This window comes from Actinomadura harenae (assembly GCF_003696215.1).
GTDB lineage: Bacteria > Actinomycetota > Actinomycetes > Streptosporangiales > Streptosporangiaceae > Spirillospora > Spirillospora harenae.
Map to the genome: position 1 here is coordinate 134061 of NZ_RFFG01000002.1, position 26039 is coordinate 160099.

Sequence of the window (26039 nt, forward strand, 5' to 3'; positions counted from 1 at the left end):
CTCACGGCCGGGCTCCGTTCTCGGCGACGTTACCGATGATCTTCGGCGCCGGGTCCTGGACCTCGACCCGCGCCAGGCCCTGCTTGACCGACGGGTTGATGGCCTTGAGCACCGGCTGGGGGAACAGGCCCATCGCCACGATGATCGCGATGATCGGGGCGACCGCGACCTTCTCCCGCAGCGAGAGGTCGGGCATGCCCTTGACCTCCTCGCGGGCGGGGCCGCCCATGGTCCGCTGGTAGGTCCACAGGATGTAGATCGCGGCGAGCACGATCCCGGACGCCGCCAGCACGGCGGGCACCCGGTGCCGGCTGAACGTGCCGATCAGCACCATCAGCTCGGACACGAAGGTGGACAGTCCCGGCAGCGACAGGCCGGACAGGCCCGCGATCAGGAACGTCCCGGCGAGCACCGGGGCCACCTTCTGGACGCCGCCGAACGCGTCGATCCGCGCCGACCTCCGGCGCGCGATCATGAAGCCGACCAGCAGGAACAGCGCGCCGGTCGAGAACCCGTGGTTCACCATGTACAGCGTCGCGCCGGACTGGCCCTGCGTGGTCATCGCGAAGATGCCCAGCACGATGAACCCGAAGTGCGACACCGAGGTGTAGGCCACGAGCCGCTTCAGGTCGACCTGGCCGATCGCCAGGACCGCGCCGTACACGATGCTGATCACCGCCAGGGCGAGGACGACCGGGGTCGCCCACTTGGCCGCGCCGGGGAACAGCTCCAGGCAGAACCGGAGCATGCCGTAGGTGCCGACCTTGTCGAGCACGCCCACGACGAGCACGAGCGCGCCCGCCGGGGACTGCGCGGCGGCGTCCGGCAGCCAGGTGTGGACGGGGACCATCGGCGCCTTGATCGCGAACGCGACGAAGAACGCCAGGAACAGCCACTTGGCGGTCATGCCGTCGACGTGCATGGTGCGCAGCTCGTCGAACATGAACGTGCCGTGGCCGAGCTTCTCCTGCGACAGCGGGAAGAGCCAGACGACGGCGACGAGCATCAGCAGCCCGCCGAACAGCGAGTACAGCAGGAACTTCACGGCCGCGTAGGACCGCTGCGGACCGCCGTAGGACCCGATGATGAAGTACACCGGGATGAGCATCGCCTCGAAGAAGACGTAGAAGAGGAAGACGTCGGTCGCCGCGAAGACGCCGACCATCATCGCCTCGAGCGCCAGCAGCAGCGCGAAGTACGTCTTCACCGAGCGCTTGGGCGGGGTCTCGGTGCCGCCGGAGCGGCCCGCCTCGTCCCAGGACGCGATGACCACGAGCGGGACGAGGATCACCGACAGCAGGACGAGGACGAGCGCGACGCCGTCGACGCCGACCGCCCAGTGCACGCCGAACTGCTTGATCCACCAGTACTTCTCGGTGAACTGGAACCGGTCGCCGCCGACCTTGAACGCGGTCGTCATCACGATCGCGAGGACGGCCTCGACCAGCGAGATCCCGAGCGCGGCCTGCTTGGCCAGCGTCTCGTTCTCGCGCGGCAGCAGCCCCACCAGCAGCGCGCCGACGGCGGGCAGCGCGATGAGGACGGTCAGCCAGGGAAAGTCGGTCATGACACGTTCACCACCAGGAGGGCGGCGACCACGATCGCCGCGCCGAGGTACATCGAGAGGGCGTAGGAACGGGCGAACCCGGTCTGGACCCGCCGGATCCGTCCGGACGTCCCGCCGACGCCGGCGGCGATGCCGTTGACCGCTCCGTCCACGCCGCGGTTGTCGAACCAGACGGCGAGCCGGGTCAGCCACTGGCCGGGCCGCATGAGCAGCGACTCGTTGATGGCGTCCCCATAGAGGTCACGGCGCGCGGCGTGGGTGAGGAAGGACCCGGCCGGGGCCTCGACCGGAACCGGCCGCGCCCCGTACTGCCGCCACGCGATCGCGACGCCGACGATCATCAGGACGAACGTCGCGATGCCCGGCGCGGTCAGCGGGTTGAAACCGTGCTCCTCCGACTCTCCGACCACGGGGGCCAGGAAGCCGGAGAAGCCGCCGAGGACGAGGAACCCGCCCGCGAACACCGACCCGAAGGCCAGCAGGATCAGCGGGATGGTCATCACCTTGGGCGACTCGTGCGGGTGGACGTCCTCCTGCCAGCGCTTCTCACCGAAGAACGTCATGAACATCACGCGCGACATGTAGTACGCCGTGATGCCGGCGCCCACCAGGGCGCACGTGCCGAGGATCGCCCCGGACGTGCCGCCCTTGTTGTAGGCCGCCTCGATGATGCCGTCCTTGGTGAAGAAGCCGGAGAACGGCGGGCACCCGATGATCGCGAGGTAGCCGAGGCCGAACGTCCCGTAGGTCACGTACATGACCTTGCGCAGGGCGCCGTAGTGGCGCATGTTCACGTCGTCGCCGGTCGCGTGCATGACCGATCCGGCGCCGAGGAACAGGCCCGCCTTGAAGAAGCCGTGCGCGATGAGGTGCGCGATGGCCAGGGCGTAGCCCGCCGGGCCGAGCCCGGCGGCGAGGGTCATGTAGCCGATCTGCGACATCGTCGAGCCGGCCAGCGCCTTCTTGATGTCGTCCTTGCCGCACCCGATGATCGCACCGGCGATCAGCGTGGCCGCGCCGACGATCGTCACCACGAGCTGGGCGTCCGCCGACATCTCGAAGATCGGGGCGGACCGGACGATCAGGTAGACGCCCGCGGTGACCATGGTCGCCGCGTGGATCAGGGCCGACACCGGGGTCGGGCCCTCCATGGCGTCCAGCAGCCAGGACTGCAGCGGGAGCTGCGCCGACTTGCCGCACGCGCCGAGCAGGAGCAGCAGCCCGAGCGCGGTCGCGACGCCGGACGACAGCTTCGCCGCCAGGCCCACGTGCTCCGCGCCGGTGCCGAGGATCGTCGTGAAGTCGACCGAGTTGAACGTGGCGAACATCAGCATGATCGCGGTGACCAGGCCGAGGTCGCCGACGCGGTTCACCACGAACGCCTTCTTCGCGGCGACCGCGGCGGTCGGCTTGAACTGCCAGAACCCGATCAGCAGGTAGGACGCGAGACCCACGCCCTCCCAGCCGAGGAACAGCACGACGTAGTTCGCGCCGAGGACCAGCGTGAGCATCGCCGCGACGAACAGGTTGAGGTAGGCGAAGAACCGCCGCCGGTCCTCGTCGTGGGCCATGTAGCCCATCGAGTAGATGTGGATCAGCGAGCCGACGCCCGTGATGAGCAGCACGAAGCTGATCGACAGCGGGTCGACCAGCAGGTCCATCCCGACGTGCAGCGAGCCGACGTCGAAGAAGTTCCACAGGTGCAGCGTGCGGCGGCGCTCGGCGTCGTCGTAGCCGAGCATCTGGACGAACATCCCGGCGCCGACGACGAACGACGCGAGCGACATCGCGACGCCGAGGAGATGTCCCCACCGGTCGGTGCGGCGTCCTCCGAGGAGGAGGACCGCCGCCCCGAGCAGCGGGAACGCGATGAGCAACCAGGCCGCGGCCTGGATCCCTTCCGCTTTCACTGGCCGCGGCCCCCTAGTACTTCAGCAGGTTCGCGTCGTCGACCGACGAGGACCTGCGGGTCCGGAAGATGGTCATGATGATGGCGAGGCCGACCACGACCTCGGCCGCCGCCACGACCATCACGAAGAACGCGATGATCTGGCCGTCGAGGTTCCCGTGCATCCGGGAGAACGACACGAACGCCAGGTTGCAGGCGTTGAGCATGAGCTCCACGCACATGAACACCACGATCGCGTTGCGGCGCACGAGCACGCCGACCGCTCCGATGGTGAACAGGATCGCCGACAGCGCCAGGTAGTGTCCCGGGCTCACTTCTCGACCTCCTCGGTCTCGGCGACGGCCCCGGCCTCGGAGTCGGCGGTCTCGGTCACCGTGCGGACGGCCCGGACGTCCTTGTCCAGGGCCTGCCGCTCGGTCTGGCCGCGCAGGTCGGAGTGCCGGTGCGCGGTGTCGGTCCGGGCCGCGATGACCGGGTTGACCGACAGCTCGGACGGCGTGCCGTCCGGGAGGAGCGCGGGCATGTCGACCGCGTTGTGCCGTGCGTAGGTGCCGGGGCCGGGAAGCGGGCCCGGGTGGGCGCCGGTCGCCGCGCCCTTGCGGAAGCGCTCGACCGACAGGTCGCGCTGGGTCGGCTTGGGCGTGGTGCGCTCGCGGTGCGCCAGCACCATCGCGCCGAGCGCCGCCGTGATGAGCAGGGCGCTCGTCGCCTCGAACGCGAACACGTACTTGCCGAACAGCAGGTACGCCAGGCCGCGGATGTTCCCGCCGTGCTCGGCGTTGGCGGCCTTCAGGCCGGCCGAGTCGCCGAGCGCGGCGTTGGCGAAGCCGGTGCCGAGCAGCGCGACGAACCCGACGCCGCTGACCGCGGCCCAGAACCGCTGCCCGCGCAGCGTCTCCACCAGCGAGTCGGTGGACGAGACGCCGACCAGCATCAGGACGAACAGGAACAGCATCAGCACCGCGCCGGTGTAGACGATGACCTGCACGAACGCCAGGAACGGCGCGTCCTGGACGGCGTAGAGCGCGGCCAGCGACAGCATCACGGTCGCCAGCAGCAGCGCCGAGTGCACCGCCTTCCGCATGAAGATCATGCCGAGCGCCGCGGCGACCGACACGATCGCCAGCAACCAGAAGAAGAACGGCTCACCCGACTGCCTGTCGGCGACGTGGCCCGCGAGCACGTGCGCGGTGGTCGCCTGGCCCGCGAGGACGTGGGCGGTGGTCATTTCTTCTCACCGCCTTCCTCGGGCTGCAGGCCGAGGCGGTAGTAGTCCTCCTCGGTGTCGCCCAGCCGCATCGCGTGCGGCGGGCTCTCCATGCCCTCGCGCAGCGGCGCGAGCAGCATGTCCTTGGTGTAGATGAGCGACTCGCGGCTGTCGTCGGCGAGCTCGTACTCGTTGGTCATCGTGAGCGCCCGGGTCGGGCACGCCTCGATGCAGAGCCCGCACAGGATGCAGCGCAGATAGTTGATCTGGTAGATCCGGCCGTACCGCTCGCCGGGCGAGTAGCGGTCCTCCTCGGTGTTGTCGGCGCCCTCCACGAAGATGGCGTCGGCGGGACACGCCCAGGCGCACAGCTCGCACCCGATGCACTTCTCCAGGCCGTCCGGCCAGCGGTTGAGCTGGTGGCGTCCATGGAAGCGCGGGGCCGTCGGCTTCTTCACCTCGGGGTACTGGACGGTCTCGCTCTTCATGAACATCTGGTGGAAGGAGACCCCGAACCCCTTCACCGGGTTCAGGAAGTCAGTGAGTCCCACTGCTGACCTCCTCACGTGAGGTTTCGGTGATCCGCGGCTTGGGCACGTCGCGGTGGCCGTGGTAGTGCGGGGCGTCCATCGGCGGGACGGGGTAGCCGCCCGCGTCCGGATCGGGCGCCGGTGGAACGGCGTCCTCCCCCGCGGAGCCGCCGCCTCGGGCGAACTCCCAGACGAAGGTCAGCAGGATCACGACGATCGCGATCCCGGCGACCGAGGCCATCACGCCCGTGGCGTTGTGGCCCTCGTTCCTCCACACCCGGATGACCGCGACGAGCAGGATCCACCCGATGGAGAAGGGCATCAGCACCTTCCATCCGAGCTTCATGAGCTGGTCGTAGCGGACGCGGGGCAGCGAGCCGCGCAGCCAGATGAAGAAGAAGATGAACAGCCAGAGCTTGACCATGAACCAGGCCACCGGCCACCAGCCGGAGTTCGCGCCCGCCCACACGGTCGTGATCGGCGCGGGGGCGCGCCAGCCGCCGAGGAACAGGGTGGTGCACAGCGCCGACAGCGTCGCCAGGTTGATGTACTCCGCGAGGAAGAACATCGCGAACTTCAGCGACGAGTACTCGGTGTGGAAGCCGCCGACCAGTTCGCCCTCGCCCTCGGGCAGGTCGAACGGGATGCGGTTCGACTCGCCCATCATCGTGATCACGTAGACCACGAAGGACGGGAAGAGCAGCACCACGTACCAGGTGTTCGCCTGCGCGTTGACGATCTCGGTGGTGGACATCGACCCGGCGAACAGGAACACCGCGACGAACGACAGCCCCATCGCGATCTCGTAGGAGATCACCTGCGCGGACGAGCGGAGCCCGCCGAGCAGCGAGTAGGGCGACATCGACGACCAGCCCGCCAGGACGATCCCGTAGACGCCCATCGAGGACATCGCGAGGACCAGCAGCACCGCGACCGGCAGGTCGGTGCCCTGCAGCGCGGTGTGGTGGCCGAAGACCGACACGGTCGGGCCGAACGGGATGATGCTGAACGAGATGAACGCGGGCACCGCCGACATCACCGGCGCGAGGACGAAGACGACCTTGTCCACGTTCCGGGGGACGATGTCCTCCTTCAGGGCCAGCTTCACGCCGTCCGCGAGGCCCTGGAGCAGGCCGAACGGGCCGGTCCGGTTCGGGCCGACGCGCAGCTGCATGCGGCCGATGACGCGCCGCTCGACCCACATCGACATCAGGACGGTGAGGACCAAGAAGACGAAGATCGCCAGGACCTTGCCGCCGATCAGCCACCACGGGTCCTTGCCGAAGGTGGACAGGGTCGGGTCGGCGGGCGCCGGGCCCGCCAGCACCGCCGCCCCCGCCGAACTCACCAGACTCATCGGGACCCTCCGATCGAGACGATGTCCCCGGCCGACGCGCCCAGGTCGGCGTGCAGCGCGACCCCGGGCGAGTTGGCCGGCAGCCACACCACCCGGTCGGGCATGCCGGGCGTGATCACCAGCGGCAGCGTGACCTCGCCGCGCGGGCCGCGCACCGTGAGCTCGCCGTCCGCGCCGGCCTCCTCGGCCGTGGCCGGGGAGACCCGGGCGACGGCGTCGCGGGCCGTTCCGGCGAGGTAGGGCTCGCCGTCCTGGAGGGTGCCGCGGTCGAGCAGCAGCCGCCAGCTGGACACCAGGGCCTCGCCCCGGCCGGGCTGCGGCAGGACGCCGGTCGCGACCGACGGCGCGGGCGGGCGCTCGCCGCGGAACGCGCCGAGGCCGGTCAGCTCGCGGCGCGCCGCGTCCGGGTCGGGCAGCCCGAGGTGGACGTCCATCTCGTTCGCCAGCGCGTCCAGGACCCGCAGGTCGGACATCTTCCCGGCGGTCTTCAGGACGGTCCCGAACGGGCGGCCGCGGCCTTCCCAGTCGACGAACGTTCCGGCCTTCTCGACGACGGCCGCGACCGGGAGCACGACGTCCGCGCGGTCGGTGACCGCGCTGACCCGCTGCTCCAGGCTCACCACGAACGGCGTGCGGTCGAGCGCGGCGAGAGCCGCCTGCGGGTCCGCCAGGTCGTACGGGTCGAACCCGCCGACCAGCAGCGCACCGCGTTCCCCGGCCGCCGCGGCCGCCAGGATCCCGGCGGTGTCGCGGCCCGGCGACGCGGGCAGTTCCGCGACGCCCCAGGCTCGGGCGGTCTCGGCACGGGCGTCCGGGTCGAACACCGGGCGCCCGATCGGCAGCAGCCCGGGCAGGGCCCCGGCCTCGATCGCGCCGCGCTCGCCCGCGCGGCGCGGCACCCAGGCCAGGCCCGCGCCGGTGACGTGCGCCAGCCGGACGGCCGCGGACAGCGCGCCCGGACTCGACGCGAGGCGCTCGCCGACGAGGATCACCGCGCCGGGCTTCTCCAGCAGCTCGCGGACCTCGGCGTTCTCGCCCGCGACCAGGCCGCCGAGCAGTTCCGCCTCGGCGCCGGGCGCGGCCGGCAGGAGCGTCCCGCCGGTCTTCTTGAGGCCGCGGGTCTCGAACGGCGCGACCGAGACGACCTTCAGGCCCTTCTTGCGGAACGCCTTGCGCAGCCGCAGGAAGACGATCGGCGACTCCTCCTCGGGCTCGAACCCGGCGAGGAGCACCACCGGCGCGTTCTCGAGGTCGGTGTACGACACCTCGATCGGACGGCCCGCGACCGCGAAGGCCAGGAACTCGGCCTCCTCGGTGCTGTGCGGACGCGCCCGGAAGTCGATGTCGTTCGTGCCGAGCGCGATCCGCGCGAACTTGCTGTACGCGTAGGCGTCCTCGAGCGTGAGCCGTCCGCCGGTCAGGACACCGGCGTTGCCTCGTGCGCGCGCGAGACCGCGGGCGGCCACCGTCAGGGCCTCAGGCCAGGACGCGACCTCCAGCTCACCCTTCTCGTTCCGGACGAGCGGGTGCGTGAGCCGGTCGGGCTGGGTGGCGTAGGTGAACGCCCACCGGCCCTTGTCGCAGTTCCACTCCTCGTTCACCTGCGGGTCGTCCCCGGCGAGGCGGCGGGTGACCTTGCCGCGCCGGTGGTCGGTGCGCAGCGCGCAGCCGGACGCGCAGTGCTCGCACGCGGACGGCGTGGACACCAGGTCGAACGGCCGCGACCGGAACCGGTAGGCCGCGCCGGTGAGCGCGCCGACCGGGCAGATCTGCACGGTGTTGCCCGAGAAGTAGGACTGGAACGGATTGTCGGTCGCCGTTCCGACCTGCTCCTTCGCGCCGCGCTCGAACAGGTCGATGAACGCGTCCCCGGCGATCTGGTCGGAGAACCGGGTGCAGCGGGCGCACTGGATGCAGCGCTCGCGGTCGAGCAGCACCTCGGTGGACAGCGGGATCGGCTTGGGGAAGGTCCGCTTGGCCTCGGTGAACCGGGTCTCGCCGCGCCCGTTGGACATCGCCTGGTTCTGCAGGGGGCACTCGCCGCCCTTATCGCAGATCGGGCAGTCCAACGGGTGGTTGATCAGCAGCAGCTCCATCACGCCGTGCTGCGCCTTGTCGGCGACCGGCGAGGTCAGCTGCGTCTTGACGACCATCCCCGGCATGACCGTGGTGGTGCAGGACGCCTGCGGCTTCGGCATGCCGCGCCCGTTGCCCATGTCCGGGATCTCCACCAGGCACTGGCGGCAGGCACCGATCGGGTCGAGCAGCGGGTGGTCGCAGAAGCGGGGGATCTGGATGCCGAGCAGCTCCGCCGCCCGGATGATCAGCGTGCCCTTGGGGACGCTGATCTCGAAACCGTCGATCGTGCAGGTCACCATCTCGACCTGCTGCCGCTCGACGGTGCTCTTCTCGTCGGCGACGGTCATACCGCAGCACCTCCCCACAGGGTGGACTTGGCCGGGTCGAACGGGCAGCCGCCCTGCTCGAAGTGGCGGATGTACTCGTCCCGGAAGAGCTTGATCGAGGACACGACCGGGCTGGTCGCGCCGTCGCCGAGCGCGCAGAACGAGCGTCCGAGGATGTTGTCGGACAGGTCCAGCAGGGTGTCCAGGTCCTCCTCGGAGCCCTGGCCCGCCTCCAGCCGCTTCAGCAGCTGCTTGTACCAGTACGTGCCCTCACGGCACGGGGTGCACTTGCCGCACGACTCGTGCGCGTAGAACTCCGACCACCGCAGGACGGCCCGCACGACGCAGACCGTGTCGTCGAAGATCTGCAGCGCCCGGGTGCCGAGCATGGACCCGGCCGCGCCGACCGACTCGAAGTCGAGCGGGACGTCCAGGTGCTCGTCGGTGAACAGCGGGGTGGACGAGCCGCCCGGCGTCCAGAACTTCAGCGGGCGTCCGCCGCGCATGCCGCCCGCCATGTCGAGGAGCTCGCGCAGGGTGATCCCGAGCGGGGCCTCGTACTGTCCGGGCCTGGTCACGTGCCCGGACAGCGAGAAGATGCCGAACCCGGCGGACTTCTCGGTGCCCATGGAGGTGAACCAGTCGGCGCCGTTCGCCACGATCGAGGGAACGGATGCGATGGACTCGACGTTGTTGATGACGGTGGGACCGCCATAAAGTCCCGCGACCGCCGGGAAGGGGGGCTTGAGCCTGGGCTGACCCCGGTATCCCTCGAGGGAGTCGAGCAGGGCCGTCTCCTCGCCGCAGATGTAGGCCCCGGCGCCGGTGTGCACGACCAGTTCCAGGTCGTACCCCGAGCCGAGGATGTTCCGGCCCAGATATCCGGCGGCGTAGGCGTCCCGTACCGCCTGCTGCAGGCGCCTGATGACGTGCAGCACCTCACCGCGCACGTAGATGAACGCGTGGTTGGACTTGATCGCGTACGAGCTGATGATGACGCCCTCGACGAGGACGTGCGGGTTCGCCATCATCAGCGGGATGTCCTTGCACGTCCCCGGCTCGGACTCGTCCGCGTTCACGACCAGGTAGCGCGGGTTCGGGCTGTCCGCGGGCAGGAAGCCCCACTTCATGCCGGTGGGGAAGCCCGCGCCGCCGCGTCCGCGGAGGCCGGAGTCCTTCACCGTCTGGACGATCGCGTCCGGCTCCATGGCGAGGGCCTTGCGCAGGGCGGTGTACCCGCCGTCGCGCTCGTACCCGGCCATCGTGAACGAGTCGGGCTGGTCCCAGTTCCTGGTGAGGATGGGAGTCAGCGTGGTCATTTCTCTCCCCCCTCGGCCGCGTCGGACGACGGCTTGGCACCCGGCTCCGGGGCCGTCCAGCCGCGCTCGCGCGCGAGGTCGAGGCCGCGCAGCGACTCGGTCCCGGCCGGGACGCCCTCGTGGGCGAGCCCGTCGTCGAAACCGGCCAGCACGCGGCTGGCCTCCTTCCACGTGCAGAGCCGGTTCGGCCCGCGCGAAGGAAGCACTTCCTTACCGGCGCGGAGATCGTCGACCAGGCGCTTGGCCTTCTCCGGCGTCATGTTGTCGAAGAACTCCCAGTTCACCGTCATGACGGGCGCGAAGTCGCAGGCCGCGTTGCACTCGATGCGCTCCAGCGAGACCGTGCCGTCCTCGGTGGCCTCGTCGTGGCCGACGCCCAGGTGGTCGCTCAGCTCGGACCAGATCTGGTCGCCGCCCATCACCGCGCACAGCGTGTTGATGCAGACGCCGACGTGGTAGTCGCCGACCGGCTCCCGCTTGTACTGGGTGTAGAACGTCGCGACGCCGGTGACCTGCGCGGCCGTGATGCCGAGGGTCTCCGCGCAGAACTCGATGCCGCGCCCGGTGACGTGGCCGTCCACCGACTGCACCAGGTGCAGCATCGGCAGCAGCGCCGACCGGGTCTTGGGGTAGCGCGCCAGGATGTCCTTGGCGTCCCGGTCCAGCCGCTCCCGCGTCTCCGGGTCGTACGGCTCGGTCTTGCGGAACGGCGGCTCCAGCTTGAGCAGCTGCTCGCTCAACGGTCCACGCCTCCCATCACGGGGTCGATCGAGGCGACCGCGGCGATGACGTCGGCGACCATGCCGCCCTCGGCCATCGCGGGCGCCGCCTGGAGGTTGGTGAACGACGGATCGCGGAAGTGCACCCGGTAGGGGCGCGTCCCGCCGTCGCTGACGATGTGCGCGCCGAGCTCGCCGCGCGGCGACTCGACCGGCGCGTACACCTGCCCGGCCGGGACCCGGAAGCCCTCGGTCACCAGCTTGAAGTGGTGGATCAGCGCCTCCATGGAGGTGCCCATGATGTGCGCGATGTGCCGGGGCGAGTTGCCCATGCCGTCCGCGCCGATCGCGAGCTGCGCCGGCCAGCCGATCTTCTTGTCCTCGACCATCACCGGGCCCTTGACCGACTGGAGCCGCTCGACGCACTGCTCCACGATCTTCAGCGACTCCTCCATCTCCCTCATCCGGACCAGGTAGCGGCCGTAGACGTCGCAGGTGGTCTCGGTGGCCACCTCGAAGTCGTAGGTCTCGTAACCGCAGTACGGCTGGGACTTGCGCAGGTCCCAGGGGATGCCGGTGGAGCGCAGCATCGGGCCGGTGATGCCGAGCGCGGTGCAGCCCGTCAGGTCCAGGTACGCGACGTCCTTGGTGCGCGCCTTGTAGACGGGGTTGTCGTCCATGAGCTTGCGCATCGCCTTCAGCCGCTTCGGCATCCGGTCGAGGTAGTCGCGCAGCTTGCTCATCGCGCCGGACGGCAGGTCCTGCGCGACGCCGCCCGGACGGACGTAGGCCATGTTCATCCGCAGGCCGCTGATCTCCTCGAACAGGTCGAGGGTGTACTCACGCTCGATGAAGCCGTTCAGCATGACGGTCGTCGCGCCGAGCTCCAGGCCGAACGTGGCGATCGCGACCAGGTGCGAGGAGATCCGGTTGAGCTCCATCATCATCACGCGGATGATCGAGGCCCGCTCCGGGATCTGCTCGGTGATGCCGAGCAGCTTCTCGACGCCCAGGCAGTACGCCGTCTCGTTGAAGATCGGCGCGAGGTAGTCCATCCGGGTGACGAACGTGGTGCCCTGCGTCCAGGTGCGGAACTCGATGTTCTTCTCGATGCCGGTGTGCAGGTAGCCGATGCCCAGTCGGCACTCGTCGACCGTCTCACCGTCGAGCGTCAGGATCAGCCGGAGCACGCCGTGCGTGGACGGGTGCTGCGGACCCATGTTCACCACGAGCCGCTCGTCGCCGGCGTCCCGGGCGTCCGCGACCACCTGGTCCCAGTCCTGCCCGCTGACGTCGAAGACGCGGCCCTCGGCGGCCTCCTCGGCGGCGGCCGCGTACGCGTCGTACTCGGTGTACTTGGTGGAGGGGCTCACTGGTACGACCTCCGCTGGTCGGGCGGCGGGATCTCGGCGCCGCGGTACTCGACGGGGATGCCGCCGAGCGGGTAGTCCTTGCGCTGCGGGTGACCGACCCAGTCGTCCGGCATCATGATCCGCGTCAGCGCCGGGTGGCCGTCGAACACGATCCCGAAGAAGTCGAAGGTCTCGCGCTCGTGCCAGTCGTTGGTCGGGTAGAGCCGCACCAGCGACGGGATGTGCGGGTCGCCGTCGGGGCACGACACGTCCAGGCGGATCCGCCGGTTGTGGGTGATCGACAGCATCGGGTAGACGGCGTGCAGCTCGGCGCCCTCGTCCTCGGGGTAGTGCACGCCGCTCACGCCCATGCACATCTCGAACCGCAGGTCCGGCGCGTCCCGGAGGGTGGTCGCGACCTCGACGAGGTGCTCGCGCCGCACGTGGAGGGTCAGCTCGCCGCGGTGCACGACGATCCGCTCGACCGCGTCGCCGAACGTCGGCAGCAGCCCCTCGAGGGTGTCGGCGACCTCGTCGAACTCGCCCGGGTCGGCGGCGCCCTCGGGCCCGCCGAACGGGCGCGGCGAGGACACCTTCGGCGCCTGCCGGACGACGAGACCCCCGTACCCGGAGGTGTCGCCGGAGCCCTGGATGCCGAACATGCCCATCCGGGCGACCGGCGGCTCGGCCTGGACGTCCTCGCGCCGGGCGGGAAGTCCGCCGGCGTCCTGCTCGGGCTTGTTCTCGCTCATCACAGCACCGTCCCCTGTCCGAGCAGCGGCAGCTGGCGGCGCCTGGACTCTTCCAGCTCCGCGATCTGCTTGGCCCGCTGCGGACCGAGCTTGGTGTTCTGGATCTTGTCGTGCAGCTTCAGGATCGCGTCCAGCAGCATCTCCGGCCGCGGCGGGCAGCCGGGCAGGTAGATGTCCACCGGGACGATGTGGTCCACGCCCTGCACGATCGCGTAGTTGTTGAACATGCCGCCGGACGAGGCGCACACGCCCATCGCGATGACCCACTTGGGCTCGGTCATCTGGTCGTAGATCTGGCGCAGCACCGGCGCCATCTTCTGGCTCACCCGGCCCGCGACGATCATCAGGTCGGCCTGCCGCGGCGTCGCCGAGGCACGCTCCATCCCCCACCGGGAGAAGTCGTGCCGGGGGTCGCCGGCCGCCATCATCTCGATCGCGCAGCAGGCGAGACCGAAGGTGGCGGGCCACACCGAACTCTTCCGCGCCCAGCCGGCGACCTGTTCGACGGTCGTCAGCAGGAAGCCGCTGGGGAGCTTCTCTTCAAGACCCATTTAGTCCCACTCCAGACCACCGCGCCGCCAGATGTAGGCGTACGCCACCAGCACGGTGAGGATGAAAAGGACCATCTCCACAAGACCGAAGACCCCCAGGCTGTCGAAGGTGACGGCCCAGGGGTAAAGGAAGATGATCTCAATGTCGAAGACGATGAACAGCATCGCCGTCAGGTAGTACTTGACGGGGAAACGGCCCCCGCCGACCGGCTGCGGGGTCGGCTCGATCCCGCACTCGTAGGCGTCCAGACGCGCCCGGTTCCAACGCTTCGGCCCCGTCATCGAGGCCATCAACACCGAACCCGCGGCGAACGCGAACGCCAGAACCCCCAACACGATGATCGGGATATAGAGGTCCACGGAGTCCTACTTCCTCTCCTCGGGGCGTACAACGCTGTACAGGCGAGGTCTCCGCGCACGCGGAGCCCACGCCTCGACGACGCCCCGCGCGTGACTGCGGTCACACGGCCGGGTCGTCGTCCTGTCCAAGGTGATCAATAGCACTCCCCTCCGGGGGTCGGGGTCTAAGCGGCGGGCGCCACCCTCTGCATGGCGTTGATGATCCGGTCGAACGCGTCCCCGCCCTTGGGGTCGGTGAGGTTCGCCAGAAGCTTGAGGGTGAAGCGCATCAGCGTCGGATGCGGCAGGCCGTGCGCGGTGAGGAACTTCATCACCCGCGGGTCACCGATGGCCTGCACGAACACCCGGGCGAGCGTGAAGTAGCCGCCGTGCTCGTCCTTGAGGATGCGGGGGTACTCGTAGAGGGTCCGCTCGCGCTGCGCCGGGGTGCGCCGGGCGAGCGCCTGGACCATGATCTCGGCGGCCAGCCGGCCGGACTCCAGGGCGTAGTCGATGCCCTCGCCGTTGAACGGGTTGATCATCCCGCCGGCGTCGCCGACCAGCAGCATGCCGCGCGCGTAGTGCGGCTGCCGGTTGAAGCCCATGGGGAGCGCCGCGCCGCGGACGGGCCCGGTCGCGTGCTCCTCGTCGAACCGCCACTCCGGCGGCATCTGGGCCGTCCAGCCCTTGAGCATGCCGCGGTAGTCCACGTTCTGGAACGCCTTGGAGGTGTTGAGGAGGCCGAGGCCGACGTTGGCCGTGCCGTCCGCGAGGGGGAAGACCCAGCCGTAGCCGGGGAGCAGGCGCTGCCCGTCCCACAGCTCGAGCCACGCCTCCATGTACTCGTCGGTGGACCGCGGCGACTCGTAGTAGCGCCGGACGGCCACGCCCATCGGACGGTCGGCGCGGCGCTCCAGGCCCATGGCCACCGAGAGCCGGGTCGAGTTGCCGTCGGCGGCGACGACCAGGGGCGCGTGGAAGGTGATCTCCTCGCCCTTGTGCCGGGCGGTCACGCCGGTGATGCGGTCGGTGCGCTCGTCGATGATCGGGCCGGTGACGTTGCAGCCCTCGATCAGCTCGGCGCCGGCGGACGCGGCGTGCCGGGCGAGCAGCTCGTCGAGGTCCATCCGGGAGCGGACGAGGCCGAAGTCGGGGAAGCTGGCCAGCTCGGGCCAGGGCAGCTCGATCCGGTTGCCGCCGCCGTAGATCCGCAGGCCCTTGTTCCGGCTCCAGCCGGGCGCGTCGATGTCGACGCCCATGGAGATCAGGGCCCGGACGGCGCGGGGGGTGAGGCCGTCACCGCAGATCTTGTCGCGCGGGAAAGTGGCCTTCTCCAGCAGGAACACGGACAGGCCGGCGCGCGCCAGCCAGTAGGCGGTGGACGACCCGGCGGGTCCGGCCCCGACGACGATGACGTCCGCGTGTCGGGTGGAGTCGGTCACAGCGTTCCTCTTACTTCGTTCGCTTGTGAAGTACTTCACAAGAATCCGATGGGGAGTCTATTCCTTTGGAGCCGCTCGTGGGTACCTCTGCGCCCGGACGGTTTTGGACCGGTGCAAAACCCACGTGGCGGGGTCAGCCCGGGTTGACGGCGTGGTGCATCGCCGCGACCCCGAAGGTCAGGTTCTTCCAGCGCACCTTCGTCCAGCCGGCGGACTGCACGATCGAGGCCAGGGCCGCCTGATCGGGCCATGCCAGCGTGGAATCGGCGAGATAGGTGTAGCTGTCCGGGTTGGAGGACACCCGGGCCAGCAGCGGCAGCCCGACCTTGAGGTGCGCCTTGTGCCCGGCGTCCAGCAGCCGGTTCGGAGGGTGACTGACCTCACACACCAGAAGCCGTCCGCCCGGCTTGGCGACCCGCCGCATCTCGCGCAGCGCCGCCTCGGTGTCCTGGACGTTCCGGAGGCCGAACGAGATCGTCACGACGTCGAACGAGCCGTCCTCGAAGGGCAGCCGCAGGGCGTCGCCCGCGACGAAGGCGAGGTTGCCGACCCCGGCCTGCCTCTGGCGTCCGACGCGGAGCATGCCGAGGGAGAAGTCGCAGGCGACGGTCTCGGCCCCGGCGTCCGCGAACGGCACCGAGGACGTGCCGGTCCCGGCCGCGAGGTCGAGCACCCTCTCCCCCGGCCGGGCGGCCACGGCGCGCACGACCTCCCGCCGCCACCACCGTTCCATTCCGCCGGTCATGAGGGTGTTGAGCAGGTCGTACCGGTCGGCGGTCCGGTCGAACATGGCCGCCACGTCGGCGGGCTTCTTGTCGAGATTGGCGCGGGTCATACCACCAGCCTAGGAGGCCGCCCCGGAGCCGGTGCGAACGGTCCACGGCCACACGGGTGAAACCGCGTCACGGCAGCCACGGGCCGGGGTCCGTTCGGCCTCGGATCACCGGCCTCGGACCACCGGCTCCGCATCGCCGGCTCCAGGACCGCCCTCGGGCATGCGAAAGCCCCCACGGCGGGCGTGAGGGCTTCGATGTTCGGGGTCGCTCGGGGCCTGGCGCGGACGGGCGGGAGGTCAGTCCTCCTTGCCGCGGGAATCCTCGAGCTTCGACTTCTTGTCGCGGACGCCGTTGACGATCGTCGCGGACATCGCGTCACGCTGGGTGGACAACAGCACGTAGCTGATGACACCGCTGATGACGAGGGCGCCGAGGAGCAGGAAGATCGGCGCCTTGCGCAGGGGCGTCAGCCAGAGGACGGCCGTCGTGGCGACGAAGATCCCCAGGCGCGCGGAGGTGTAGAACAGAACGGAACGCATGGCGGCTCCAGGCTACTCCCGGTCTCCCGATGCCCCGGTTCACCCCTGCCCGAGGACCTCCAGGAAGAGTGCCGGATCCACGTTTCCGCCGCTCAGGACGGCCACGGCGGTCCGCGTGGGCGGCAGGAACGGGCGGCGGTACAGGTACGCGGCGGCCGCGACCGCTCCACCCGGCTCGGCGATGAGACGGGCCTCACGCGCGATCCGGCGCATGGTCAGCCTGATCTGGTCCTCGGTGACGGTCACGATGTCGTCCACGAGCTCGTGGATGTGCGCGTACGTGAGGTCGCCGACCCGCTGGACGCGCAGCGCGTCGGCGACGGTGCGCCCGGTGTCCTCGGCGGCCCACTGGACGGGGTGGCCCGCGCGCAGCGACTCGCGCGCGTCGGCCGCGAGCTCCGGCTCGACCCCGATGACCCTGGCGTTCGGATGGAGCGCCTTGACCGCGACCGCGACGCCCGAGACCAGCCCGCCGCCCGAGACGGGGACGAGCACCAGGTCGACGTCCGGCTCGTCCTGGACGATCTCCAGCCCGACGGTGCCCTGCCCGGCGATCACGCGCGGGTCGTCGAACGGCGGGACGAGCGTGAACCCGTGCGCGGCGGCCAGCTTCTCCGCCGTCTCGACGCGGGCCTCGAGCGTCGGCTCGACGTAGACGATCTCCGCGCCGAGCGCGATGCACGCCTCCACCTTCACGCCCGGCGTCGTGTGCGGGATGACCAGCACGCAGCGGACGCCGTGGGCGCGGGCCGTCCAGGCGACGGCCTGGGCGTGGTTGCCGCTGGAATGCGCGACGACCCCCTTGGCGCGCTCGTCCTCGGGCAGCCCGGCGATGGTCGCGTAGGCGCCGCGCAGCTTGAACGCGCCGACCGGCTGAAGCGACTCGGCCTTCAGCAGCAGCCGGCCGCCGTCATTGGTCGGGAACGGCACGAGCGGCGTCCGGACGGCGGTTCCGGCGAGCAGGCCGGCCGCGTGCTCGACGTCCGCGAGGGTCACGAGTGCGGGCATGGAAGCGAGGTTATTCGCTCACGATCGGCGCGCGATAACGGACCGCCCGGCGGCCGTCACGGGCGGGGCGCGAGGTACGGAAGGTGGGCACGGTGTCCGTAGTGTCCAAAACCATGTTTACGGTCGGTGATCTCTCCAGCTCGCCGAACTACGCAGCGTGATGTTTTGCGAAAACAAGGGAGAAATCGGTCTTGCTCCGCCACACTAGGAAACAGTCCACCCGCACCGAGAGCGGGACAAAGGGGGAGAGAGAACGTGGAGAGCACCAGCGAGCGCCTGCTGACCCCCGGAGAGGTCGCCGCGCTCTTCAGGGTTGATCCCAAGACGGTCACCCGATGGGCCGCTGCGGGCCGCATCAGCAGCATCCGGACGCCCGGAGGCCACCGCCGCTTCCGCGAGTCCGAAGTGCACGCGCTGCTGCGCGGCGACGAACCGGTCGCAGAGCACTCGGCCGTCCGCTGACGGGACCCGCCCGCGCCTGCCCGGCGCGGACGGCCCCGGCACCGACTTTCCGGCCCCGCCTCACCGGCACACCCGCCGGTAGCAGGCGGTCTTCTGTTTTGGGCACCCGTTCGCGGGTGCCCGAACGAACACGTTGACGGCGCGCGGACGACCCGCCGAGTCCGCGCGTCCTCAGCGCCACCGGGCCTCCCGCCTCACCCCGAGGCCTCTTGGACGCCCGCGACCCCTCCCTTTTCCCCGCACCCCTTTTGCAACGTTCCAGCCCCACGTCTCGGCGCCTTCCCCGCGCGTCACGGCACCTCGTTTCCACCACTCCCCGGGCCATTAGTCCACGGATTTCGCATCCCTCACTCGCCACGCTTCCCTTTTCCACACCCCACCCCCTTCTCCCGGCCCCCACCATTCCCCTCAAAGGGATTACGCGCCCACCCCCTAAACGGCAGCAGACGCGCAACGACGACGTTCACACCGCGCGGCGCCATTGCGGACGCCCTTCACATGCGGGGCACTAAGCGTGGGGACGGTGCAAAGAGTGGCTCTCACCTGGGAGAACAAGCTGCGCGCGACATGGCGTTCACCGAGTGGCGCAAGGGGCGCGCGATCCGGGCCTTCCGCTCCTCGGGGTGGCGGGGTGGCGGGGTGGCGCTCGGGGGTCAGGAGTCCTGGTCGCGTTTCCAGGATTCGAAGGTGGCCTGGAGGTCGGCGTCGCCTTCGCGCCAGGACCGGCGGCGGGCCTCGAGCTCCTGCTCGGTGAGCGACTGGCCGAGGAGGCGGTCGTAGTCGGGGTCGGCCGGGCCGATCTCCACGTACGCGTCGGCGATGACCCGTCCGCCGTCACCGCCGTCGAGCAGGACACCGTGCGGCACCCTGAGCGTGCCGTCGGGGAGCCGGATCACGTACATCGGGAATCACCTTCGCTGGCTTGTCTTCCGTTGGCGGAGGGCAAGGTCAGATTCCGTATCGGCGGTTGAAGAAGAGCATGACCTCAAGGGCGGCGCGGATGTTGCCGGAGAGCATATCCACCAATGCCGGACGCTGCCGGGAGGAAATCGCGGCGAACGCGTCGGCGAAGAACTCCCGGCGCCCCAGGGCGTCGGGCTGCTGGTGGAAGTCGCTCATCAGGTACGGCCCGCACATCTCGTAGAGCTCGCGGAACGCGGGCGTGTCGGACTGCCAGGCGCCGTCGCCGCCGTCGACGTCGTCCAGCGCGTGCCCGACCTCGTGCATCATCACGTCCGGTGTCGGGGACGGACGGTCACCGACAACGATCTTCCGGTCGCCGTACGCTCCGGCGCAGATGTCCCAGGTCGCGCGGCCGGACGGCAGCGGGCGGCCGCGCAGGTGCCCCATGTCGTCCAGGTGCGGGACGCCGCCCGGGCCGACGTAGATCCCCGAGAGGCCGTCCGCGAGCCTGCGTTTCAGCGAGTCCGGCAGCATGGCCAGGCTCTCCACGGCGCGGACGACCTCGGGCGACGGCGGGCCCTGCCGGGCGTCCCACTGCCGGTGCAGGACGTTCTCCAGGACGCCGCAGTGGCGCAGTCCGTCCAGGGCGGGCGGGCTGTCGGGCGGACGCGGCGCGGCGCGCGGCGGGACCGGCTCGTCGTCCAGCTCGAAGTCGCTCCACGAGTAGACCTTCGCGGGCTGCTCGGCGCGCATCCGGTGGCGTCCGGCCGCGGCCGCCGGGTCCGGGCCGGGGACGTCGCCCTCGGGACGGGCCGCGTACGCGTCGTCGCGGCCGCCCTTGCGGAACCGCCCGAACCGGTCGCGGGGCTGCGCGCCCCGCGGACGGATCTGCGCCGGTTCGGGGCTCTGCCAGGCGCCCGAGTCCCGCGACCGCCCGGGCTCGGGCGGCGAGGGCGAGTACCGGGCGTCCCCACGGCGCGACCCGACTCCGGGGGACCGGCGATGGATGCCTTTGAACCGCATCGGGCTCCTCGCGTTCTCGCGGGGCCCCGTGCGGGGCCTCCGGGCAGCGTAAGCCGAACCCCGACACGCCGTCATCCCCCCAAGTCGAGGACTAACGTTGACCCATGGCCTACGCGCTCATCGCCGTCGTCCTCGTCGGAGGCTGGCTCTTCTGCCTGTTGGACGTCCTCACCAGCGACGAACGCCAGGTGCGGCTCCTCCCGAAGCCCGTCTGGCTGCTGATCGCCCTCCTCGGATTCGTCCTCGGCTCCGTCCTGTGGCTGCTCGCGGGCCGTCCGCGCGGACGGCGGCTGGAGTCGGTGCTGCTGCCGCCCGGAGCCGGCTTCGACCGCCACCCGGACGCCCCGAAGGGCCCCGACGACGACCCGGCGTTCCTCCACGCCCTGAGCCGCCGGATCCACGGCGACGACTGACGGCGCGGACTGACGGCGCGGACCTTCTCGGGGCCGGGCCGGCCGGGCATGCGAAAAGGGCGTCCTCCCCTGGGGAGGACGCCCTTCGCGGTGCTGTCAGGCGTAGGAGTGGAGGCCGGAGAACATGTAGTTGACGCCGAAGAAGTTGAAGATCAGGCAGGCGAAGGCGACCAGGGAGAGGACGGCGGCCTTGCGGCCCTTCCAGCCGGCGGTGGCGCGGGCGTGGAGGAAGGCGGCGTAGGCGATCCAGGTGACGAAGGACCAGGTCTCCTTGGGGTCCCAGCCCCAGTAGCGGCCCCACGCCTCGTCGGCCCAGATGGCGCCCATGACGATGGCGGCCGTCCAGATCGGGAAGGCGAAGGTGGTGACGCGGAGGGCCAGGCGGTCCAGGGCGTCGATGGCGGGGACGCGGGCCCAGACCGAGTCCTCGGCGATCGGGCCGCCGGCCTCGCGGCGGGACTTCAGCAGGTACAGGATCGTGGCGGCGCCCGCGACGGTGAACGAGCCGGTCGCGATGATCGCGGCGGTCACGTGGATGGCGATCCAGTAGGAGTTCAGCGCCGGGGTGACGGGACCGACCGAGTCGTACAGCCAGATGTTGGCGACGCCGAGGGCGATCACGGCGGCGCCCATGACGAACGCGCCGAGGAAGCGGGCCTTGTAGCGGACCAGGACGACCAGGTACGCGGTGACCGCGGCGAACGCGATGGCGGTGAGGAACTCGTACATGTTGCCCCACGGCCAGCGGTGCGCCGCGAGGCCGCGAGACAGGATGATCCCCAGGTGGGACGCCCAGCCGAGCGCGTTCAGCAGAACGGCGAGGCGGGCCCAGTCGATCCGGCGGCGGTCGTCCTCGGCGGCGGGCTCCGGGGACGCCACGACCTCGGTCACGTCCGGGCCGTCCGCCCCGACGAGGACCTTGGCCTCCGTGCGGACCGCGGCGGCGGGCTGTCTCTTGCGGCCGAAGCCCAGGTCGGCCGCGTAGGCCACCAGCGCGACGATGTACAGCACGACGGTGCTGAGCATCAGTTTGTCGCTCAGGTTGGCGAGGTCGGCGGTATGCACCCTCGTCACTCCTTGTCAGAAGGGTCGTCCGCCGCCGACGTGGACGTCTCGGCTCCGGACAGGTCGGACTTGTCGCCGGTGGCTGCGTCCTCCGGCGTTCCGGTCTCCTCGGACACCGGGGTCGTCGGCTCCGAGGTCTCGGAGCCCTGTGGCGTGCCGCGCAGCGCGGCCACCACGTCGTCGAACTCCGGGGTCGGGTTCCCGAGCGTGAGCCCGCCGACATGCACCACGGTACGCCCGTCCTCCGCGGCGCTCGCACGGACCCACACCCTGCGGCGCCGGACGGTGAACGAGGCGATCACGCCGAGGATGGCGAGGACGGCGGCGGCGAGGGCGGGGACGCGGCCCGGGTCGTGGTTGACCGACAGGCTCGTCCATTCCTTCATGCCCTCGAAGGTGATGGACCCGGAGCCGTCGGGGAGCTTGAAGGTCTCCCCCGGCTCCATGAGCTTCTCGCCGCGCTTGATCGGGTTCAGCGTCTTGCCGAGGCCCTCGAGCTGGTACACCGACTGGGCGTTCCCGCTGTCCAGGCCGAGGTCGCCCTTGAACCCGACGATGGAGATCACCGGCCGCAGCGCCGCCGGGAACTCCGAGACGATCTGCTTGCCGTCGGAGGTGGCGGTCGCGGTCGGCCACAGGATCGCGTAGAAGGCCAGCTGGGTCGGCTGCGCGTCCGGAACCTTGATCACGCCCTCGGACTGGAGGGTGCGCGGGTTCTGCGGGAGGAACGGGACGGCGCCGCGGAAGGCGACCTGGCCCTTGCCGTCCCGGACGGTGAACTGGGGCGCGTAGCCGTGCCCGAGCAGGTAGACCTTGGTGCCGCCGATCTTCAGCGGGTGGTTGACCTTCAGGTTGTAGTGCTTCTGCGGGCCGTCCGGGGTGTCGCGGTAGGTGATCGCCGCGTGGAAGTCGGTGGCCTGGCCGCGCTTCTCGCCCTTGAGCTCGTACTTGGCCTGGAAGTCGTCCAGGGTGATCGAGAACGGCGAGAGCTCGCCGGTGTCGAAGGCCCGTCCGGGCTTGAACTGGTCGTACTGGGCGAGGGTGTTCGCGAAGGACGAGCCCTCGCGGAGCAGCACGTCGCCCCGGTAGCCGAACAGGTTGCCGACGCCGAGGGAGAACAGCAGGCCGAGCAGGGCGAGGTGGAACATCAGGTTGCCGAGCTCGCCGACGTAGCCCTTCTCGGACGCCACCGACCCCGTGCCGTCCGCGACGCGGAACCGGCGCTTCTTGAGGAGCGCCCTGGCCTCGGCGAGCACCTCGTCCGGGGTGCGGGTCGTCTCGAACGTGGCCGACTGGGGCAGCCGGGCGAGGTTGCGGGGCGCGGCGGGCGGCTGGGCGCGCATCGCCCGGAAGTGCTTGACCAGGCGCGGGAGGACGCAGCCCGCGAGGGACACGAACAGCAGGATGTAGATCGCCACGAACCAGGGCGCGGCGAACACGTCGAACAGCGAGAACCGGTCGAGCCAGGGTGCGAGGGCCTTGTGCTGCTGGAAGTAGGCGGCGACCTTCTCCGGCGCCTGCCCGCGCTGCGGCAGGAAGGAGCTGGGGATCGCGCCGAGCGCCACCATGAACAGCAGGATCAGGGCCGTCCGCATGGTGGTGAGCTGCCGCCAGGCCCAGCGGAGCCAGCCGATCGGGCCGATGCCCTTGGGACGCGGGCCCTCCTGGGCGGGCGTCCGCCCGGCGGGGGCGGCGGTCGCCGCCTCCTCGGTCTTGTCGGCCGCGCTGTCCTGATCGGACGCGTTGTCCTGATCGGACGCGGTGTCCTCGTCGGACGCGGTGTCCAGGGCGGCCGGCTCGGCCGCTTCGCCGGTCGTCGCCGCCTTCTCCGCCTTCGCGCTCTCAGTGTCTGTCTCGGCCATGGCTCAAATCGGGGTCTCGAAGCCGCCGATGAACGACTTCATCTGGATGGTCATTTCGTTCCAGAGCCCGGTCACCAGCGCGATTCCGATGAGCACGAGCATGCCGCCGCCGATCCGCATGACCAGCGCGTAGTGCCGCTTGACGGCGGCGAACGCGCCGAGCGCGCGGCGGTAGGCGAGCGCGGTGAGCAGGAACGGCAGGCCGAGACCGACGCAGTAGGCGACCGACAGCAGCGCGCCGCGACTCGAACTGGCCTCGGTGATCGCCAGGGACTGGACGGCGGCGAGCGTCGGGCCGATGCAGGGCGTCCAGCCCAGGCCGAAGATCACGCCGAGCAGCGGGGCCCCGGCGATGCCGGCGTTCGGCAGCCGGCCCGACTTGAACGTCCGCTGGAGGCCCGGGATGAAGCCCATGAAGGCCAGCCCGAACACGATCGTCATGACGCCGAGGACGCGCTGGATCGTGGTCTGGTACTCCAGCATCCAGCGGCCGAGGCCGCCCGCGACCGCGCCCATGCTGACGAAGACGAAGGTGAAGCCGCCGACGAACAGCGCGACGCCGCCGAGCAGGCGGCCGCGCCGCTGCTCGGCGAGGTCCGCGCCGGTCATCCCGGTCACGTACGACAGGTAGCCGGGGACGAGCGGCAGGACGCACGGCGACACGAACGAGACGAGCCCCGCGAGCGCGGCCAGCGGGGCCGCCGCCAGCAGCGAGCCGCTGGTGACGGTCGTCTCGGTGTTCACCGCCGCGAGGATCACTTTTCCGCGAGGACCTTGGTCACGATGGGGTTCAGCGTGGAGAAGGTCGTCGCGCCGAGCACCCGCGCCGCGATCCGGCCCTGCCGGTCGAGGACGAGGGTGGTCGGGATGGCGTTCGGCGGGACGTCCTTGAACGCCAGGCCGATGCGCCCGTCGCCGTCGAAGACGCTCGGGTAGGACACCTTGCGCCCGCGCTCGAAGGCGAGGGCGTTGTCCTTGTCGTCCTTGAAGTTGACGCCGAGGAACTCGACGCCGTTGTTCTTGTTCTGCTGGTAGACCTGCTCCAGCGACTGGGACTCGCCCCGGCAGGGCGCGCACCAGGACGCCCAGAAGTTGACCACCGCGACCTTGCCGCGCAGGTCGGACAGCTTGACCGGCCTGCCCTCCAGGGTGCTGCCCTCCGCCTGCGGGGCGGTGTGCCGGGTCGTCGCGGACACTTCCTGGATCTTGCCGTTTCCGGCGATGAACCGGTTGTCACCGGCGGTGGGACCGCCGGTGCCGCCGCCCGCGCAGCCCGCGAGCAGCACGACGGACGACGTCGCGGCGGCGCTCACGAGCGGGATCCGGAGACTCAACGCACCCTCCTACTACAAGACGTAGTACTCAATGTAGCGACAGGGTCAGGCGCCCGCGACACCGGTCCCCCCGCCGATGCCCACGGCGGGTTCGGCGTAGGAGACGCCGACGAGGCGGCTGCCCTCGAACTCCAGGCTGGTGACGCTGGCGAGGTTGCACTCGCGGCGGCCCGGGTGGTGCCAGAGGCGGCGGTGCTCGGCGTGCAGGCGCAGGATCCAGATCGGCAGCTGGTGGCTGACGCAGACGGCCTCGTGGCCGGTCGCGGCGTCCCGGGCGGCGATCACCGCGGAGCGCATCCGGCGCGCGATCTGGGTGTAGGGCTCACCCCAGGACGGACGGAGCGGGTTCCACAGGTAGCGCCAGTGCTCGGGCCGCTTCAGGCTGCCCGCGCCGACGCCGAACGTCAGGCCCTCGAAGTGGTTGTCCGCCTCGATGAGGCGGTCGTCCACCGTGACGGGCAGCTCGAAGGTGTCGACCAGCGGCGCGGCGGTCTCCAGGGCGCGCTGCATGGGCGAGGAGAACAGCGCGGTCACGTCGCGCCCCTCGAACCATTTGGCCGCGGTCTTGGCCATCTCGTTTCCGTCCTCGCTGAGGCGGAACCCGGGCAGCCGGCCGTACAGGACCCCGTCGGGATTGTGCACCTCACCGTGCCGCAGCAGGTGAACGATCGTCTTCTCAGTCATCGCGTCGCCAGGCTACCCGCACCCGGGACGCCGTCCGCCCCGCCCCCACGCGCACGGCGAGGGACGGCACTGAAGATCGACTCCGGGCCCCCGGCTCGCGCGTCAGCCGGCCGGGCCGAGCTCGAACCAGGTGTGGAGGCAGCCCGACGCGCCGGAGGAGAACCCGAACCGGTCGGACAGGGCCTCGATGAGGACGATCCCGTACCCGTTGTCGCGGGGTTCGTGGCCGACGCGCCTGGTCGGGACGGTCTCGGCGCCCGCGTCCACGACCTCGCAGCGCAGGACGCCGTCCAGGTCGCGCAGGGCCAGGGTGAAGCGGCCGCCGTCGCCGGAGCGGGAGTGCCGGACGCTGTTGGTGCAGGCCTCGGAGACGAGGAGCTCGGCGGTGTCACGGCGCGGGTCGCCGGCCAGCTCGTCCCGGACGAACCGGCGCGCGAGCGCCACGCTGGACGCGACGGCGGCCAGCTCGACCGCTCCGATGAGCTCTCCGACCCCGGCTCCGCACACGGCGCACCCCTCGC

27 protein-coding genes are annotated in these 26039 nt (G+C 70.7%); 2 read left to right on the forward strand and 25 right to left on the reverse strand.

What is annotated here, in order from left to right:
- Position 1: 1 nt before the first annotated feature.
- From EBO15_RS01755 to EBO15_RS01835, 17 genes are all read right to left on the reverse strand, one after another.
- Complete coding sequence (locus EBO15_RS01755; RefSeq protein WP_122192499.1) at positions 2–1567, reverse strand: NADH-quinone oxidoreductase subunit M; 1566 nt, start codon at positions 1565–1567, stop codon at positions 2–4.
- On the reverse strand, positions 1564–3477 hold the full coding sequence (gene nuoL, locus EBO15_RS01760; RefSeq protein ID WP_122192500.1) for an NADH-quinone oxidoreductase subunit L: 1914 nt from the start codon (positions 3475–3477) through the stop codon (positions 1564–1566). The genes EBO15_RS01755 and nuoL overlap by 4 nt, the downstream gene beginning before the upstream one ends.
- Positions 3478–3490: 13 nt before the next feature.
- On the reverse strand, positions 3491–3790 hold the full coding sequence (gene nuoK / locus EBO15_RS01765; RefSeq protein ID WP_122192501.1) for an NADH-quinone oxidoreductase subunit NuoK: 300 nt from the start codon (positions 3788–3790) through the stop codon (positions 3491–3493).
- The gene (locus EBO15_RS01770; RefSeq protein ID WP_122192502.1) at positions 3787–4704 is read right to left on the reverse strand and encodes an NADH-quinone oxidoreductase subunit J; all 918 of its coding nucleotides are present in this window, start codon (positions 4702–4704) and stop codon (positions 3787–3789) included. The genes nuoK and EBO15_RS01770 overlap by 4 nt, the downstream gene beginning before the upstream one ends.
- A complete protein-coding gene (gene nuoI / locus EBO15_RS01775; RefSeq protein ID WP_122192503.1) occupies positions 4701–5234 on the reverse strand; it encodes an NADH-quinone oxidoreductase subunit NuoI in 534 nt (177 codons plus the stop codon). The genes EBO15_RS01770 and nuoI overlap by 4 nt, the downstream gene beginning before the upstream one ends.
- Entirely contained in the window at positions 5221–6570 is a 1350-nt protein-coding gene (gene nuoH, locus EBO15_RS01780) for an NADH-quinone oxidoreductase subunit NuoH (RefSeq protein ID WP_122192504.1), read from the reverse strand. The genes nuoI and nuoH overlap by 14 nt, the downstream gene beginning before the upstream one ends.
- The gene (locus tag EBO15_RS01785) at positions 6567–8996 is read right to left on the reverse strand and encodes an NADH-quinone oxidoreductase subunit G (RefSeq protein ID WP_122192505.1); all 2430 of its coding nucleotides are present in this window, start codon (positions 8994–8996) and stop codon (positions 6567–6569) included. Before EBO15_RS01785 ends, nuoH begins: the two co-directional genes overlap by 4 nt.
- Complete coding sequence (gene nuoF / locus EBO15_RS01790) at positions 8993–10294, reverse strand: NADH-quinone oxidoreductase subunit NuoF (RefSeq protein WP_122192506.1); 1302 nt, start codon at positions 10292–10294, stop codon at positions 8993–8995. Before nuoF ends, EBO15_RS01785 begins: the two co-directional genes overlap by 4 nt.
- The gene (nuoE, locus tag EBO15_RS01795) at positions 10291–11034 is read right to left on the reverse strand and encodes an NADH-quinone oxidoreductase subunit NuoE (protein ID WP_233615855.1); all 744 of its coding nucleotides are present in this window, start codon (positions 11032–11034) and stop codon (positions 10291–10293) included. The genes nuoF and nuoE overlap by 4 nt, the downstream gene beginning before the upstream one ends.
- Positions 11031–12281, reverse strand: a complete 1251-nt coding sequence (locus EBO15_RS01800; RefSeq protein WP_233615868.1) for an NADH-quinone oxidoreductase subunit D — start codon at positions 12279–12281, stop codon at positions 11031–11033. The genes nuoE and EBO15_RS01800 overlap by 4 nt, the downstream gene beginning before the upstream one ends.
- 101 nt (positions 12282–12382) lie before the next feature.
- Positions 12383–13117: an NADH-quinone oxidoreductase subunit C gene (locus tag EBO15_RS01805; protein WP_122192508.1), complete on the reverse strand. Its 735-nt coding sequence runs from the start codon at positions 13115–13117 to the stop codon at positions 12383–12385.
- The gene (locus EBO15_RS01810; protein ID WP_122192509.1) at positions 13117–13668 is read right to left on the reverse strand and encodes a NuoB/complex I 20 kDa subunit family protein; all 552 of its coding nucleotides are present in this window, start codon (positions 13666–13668) and stop codon (positions 13117–13119) included. The genes EBO15_RS01805 and EBO15_RS01810 overlap by 1 nt, the downstream gene beginning before the upstream one ends.
- Positions 13669–14028 carry an NADH-quinone oxidoreductase subunit A gene (locus tag EBO15_RS01815; RefSeq protein ID WP_026414223.1) on the reverse strand — a complete coding sequence of 120 codons (360 nt, stop codon included), beginning with the start codon at positions 14026–14028 and terminating at the stop codon, positions 13669–13671.
- 164 nt (positions 14029–14192) lie between these two features.
- Positions 14193–15449: a geranylgeranyl reductase family protein gene (locus EBO15_RS01820; protein ID WP_122192510.1), complete on the reverse strand. Its 1257-nt coding sequence runs from the start codon at positions 15447–15449 to the stop codon at positions 14193–14195.
- Positions 15450–15582: 133 nt separating this feature from the next.
- The gene (locus EBO15_RS01825) at positions 15583–16284 is read right to left on the reverse strand and encodes a demethylmenaquinone methyltransferase (protein WP_122192511.1); all 702 of its coding nucleotides are present in this window, start codon (positions 16282–16284) and stop codon (positions 15583–15585) included.
- 237 nt (positions 16285–16521) lie between these two features.
- Positions 16522–16764 carry a DUF4229 domain-containing protein gene (locus EBO15_RS01830; protein WP_122192512.1) on the reverse strand — a complete coding sequence of 81 codons (243 nt, stop codon included), beginning with the start codon at positions 16762–16764 and terminating at the stop codon, positions 16522–16524.
- 39 nt (positions 16765–16803) lie between these two features.
- Entirely contained in the window at positions 16804–17772 is a 969-nt protein-coding gene (locus EBO15_RS01835) for a threonine ammonia-lyase (protein ID WP_122192513.1), read from the reverse strand.
- Between the two features lie 255 nt (positions 17773–18027).
- Between EBO15_RS01835 and EBO15_RS01840 the strand changes: the two genes are divergently transcribed.
- Positions 18028–18234, forward strand: coding sequence for a BldC family transcriptional regulator (locus tag EBO15_RS01840; RefSeq protein ID WP_122192514.1), 207 nt, complete (start codon positions 18028–18030; stop codon positions 18232–18234).
- 653 nt (positions 18235–18887) lie between these two features.
- On the opposite strand, the gene EBO15_RS01845 is transcribed toward EBO15_RS01840, so the two are convergent.
- The gene (locus EBO15_RS01845) at positions 18888–19136 is read right to left on the reverse strand and encodes a hypothetical protein (protein ID WP_122192515.1); all 249 of its coding nucleotides are present in this window, start codon (positions 19134–19136) and stop codon (positions 18888–18890) included.
- Between the two features lie 46 nt (positions 19137–19182).
- Positions 19183–20160, reverse strand: coding sequence for a hypothetical protein (locus EBO15_RS01850; RefSeq protein WP_199744275.1), 978 nt, complete (start codon positions 20158–20160; stop codon positions 19183–19185).
- 104 nt (positions 20161–20264) lie between these two features.
- Here EBO15_RS01850 and EBO15_RS01855 point away from each other — a divergent pair, with 104 nt between their 5' ends.
- Positions 20265–20573 carry a PLD nuclease N-terminal domain-containing protein gene (locus tag EBO15_RS01855; protein WP_122192516.1) on the forward strand — a complete coding sequence of 103 codons (309 nt, stop codon included), beginning with the start codon at positions 20265–20267 and terminating at the stop codon, positions 20571–20573.
- 96 nt (positions 20574–20669) lie between these two features.
- On the opposite strand, the gene ccsB is transcribed toward EBO15_RS01855, so the two are convergent.
- The 6 genes from ccsB to EBO15_RS01885 all read right to left on the reverse strand — a co-directional run bounded on the left by ccsB (position 20670) and on the right by EBO15_RS01885 (position 26025).
- Positions 20670–21638: a c-type cytochrome biogenesis protein CcsB gene (gene ccsB, locus EBO15_RS01860; protein WP_233615856.1), complete on the reverse strand. Its 969-nt coding sequence runs from the start codon at positions 21636–21638 to the stop codon at positions 20670–20672.
- Between the two features lie 5 nt (positions 21639–21643).
- Complete coding sequence (gene resB / locus EBO15_RS01865) at positions 21644–23500, reverse strand: cytochrome c biogenesis protein ResB (protein WP_122192517.1); 1857 nt, start codon at positions 23498–23500, stop codon at positions 21644–21646.
- 3 nt (positions 23501–23503) lie between these two features.
- Positions 23504–24244 carry a cytochrome c biogenesis CcdA family protein gene (locus EBO15_RS01870; protein ID WP_122192575.1) on the reverse strand — a complete coding sequence of 247 codons (741 nt, stop codon included), beginning with the start codon at positions 24242–24244 and terminating at the stop codon, positions 23504–23506.
- Positions 24245–24255: 11 nt separating this feature from the next.
- Positions 24256–24834, reverse strand: a complete 579-nt coding sequence (locus EBO15_RS01875; protein ID WP_122192518.1) for a TlpA family protein disulfide reductase — start codon at positions 24832–24834, stop codon at positions 24256–24258.
- A 45-nt stretch (positions 24835–24879) separates the two neighbouring features.
- The gene (locus EBO15_RS01880; RefSeq protein ID WP_122192519.1) at positions 24880–25518 is read right to left on the reverse strand and encodes a histidine phosphatase family protein; all 639 of its coding nucleotides are present in this window, start codon (positions 25516–25518) and stop codon (positions 24880–24882) included.
- 102 nt (positions 25519–25620) lie between these two features.
- The gene (locus EBO15_RS01885; protein WP_122192520.1) at positions 25621–26025 is read right to left on the reverse strand and encodes an ATP-binding protein; all 405 of its coding nucleotides are present in this window, start codon (positions 26023–26025) and stop codon (positions 25621–25623) included.
- Between the last annotated feature and the right edge of the window lie 14 nt (positions 26026–26039).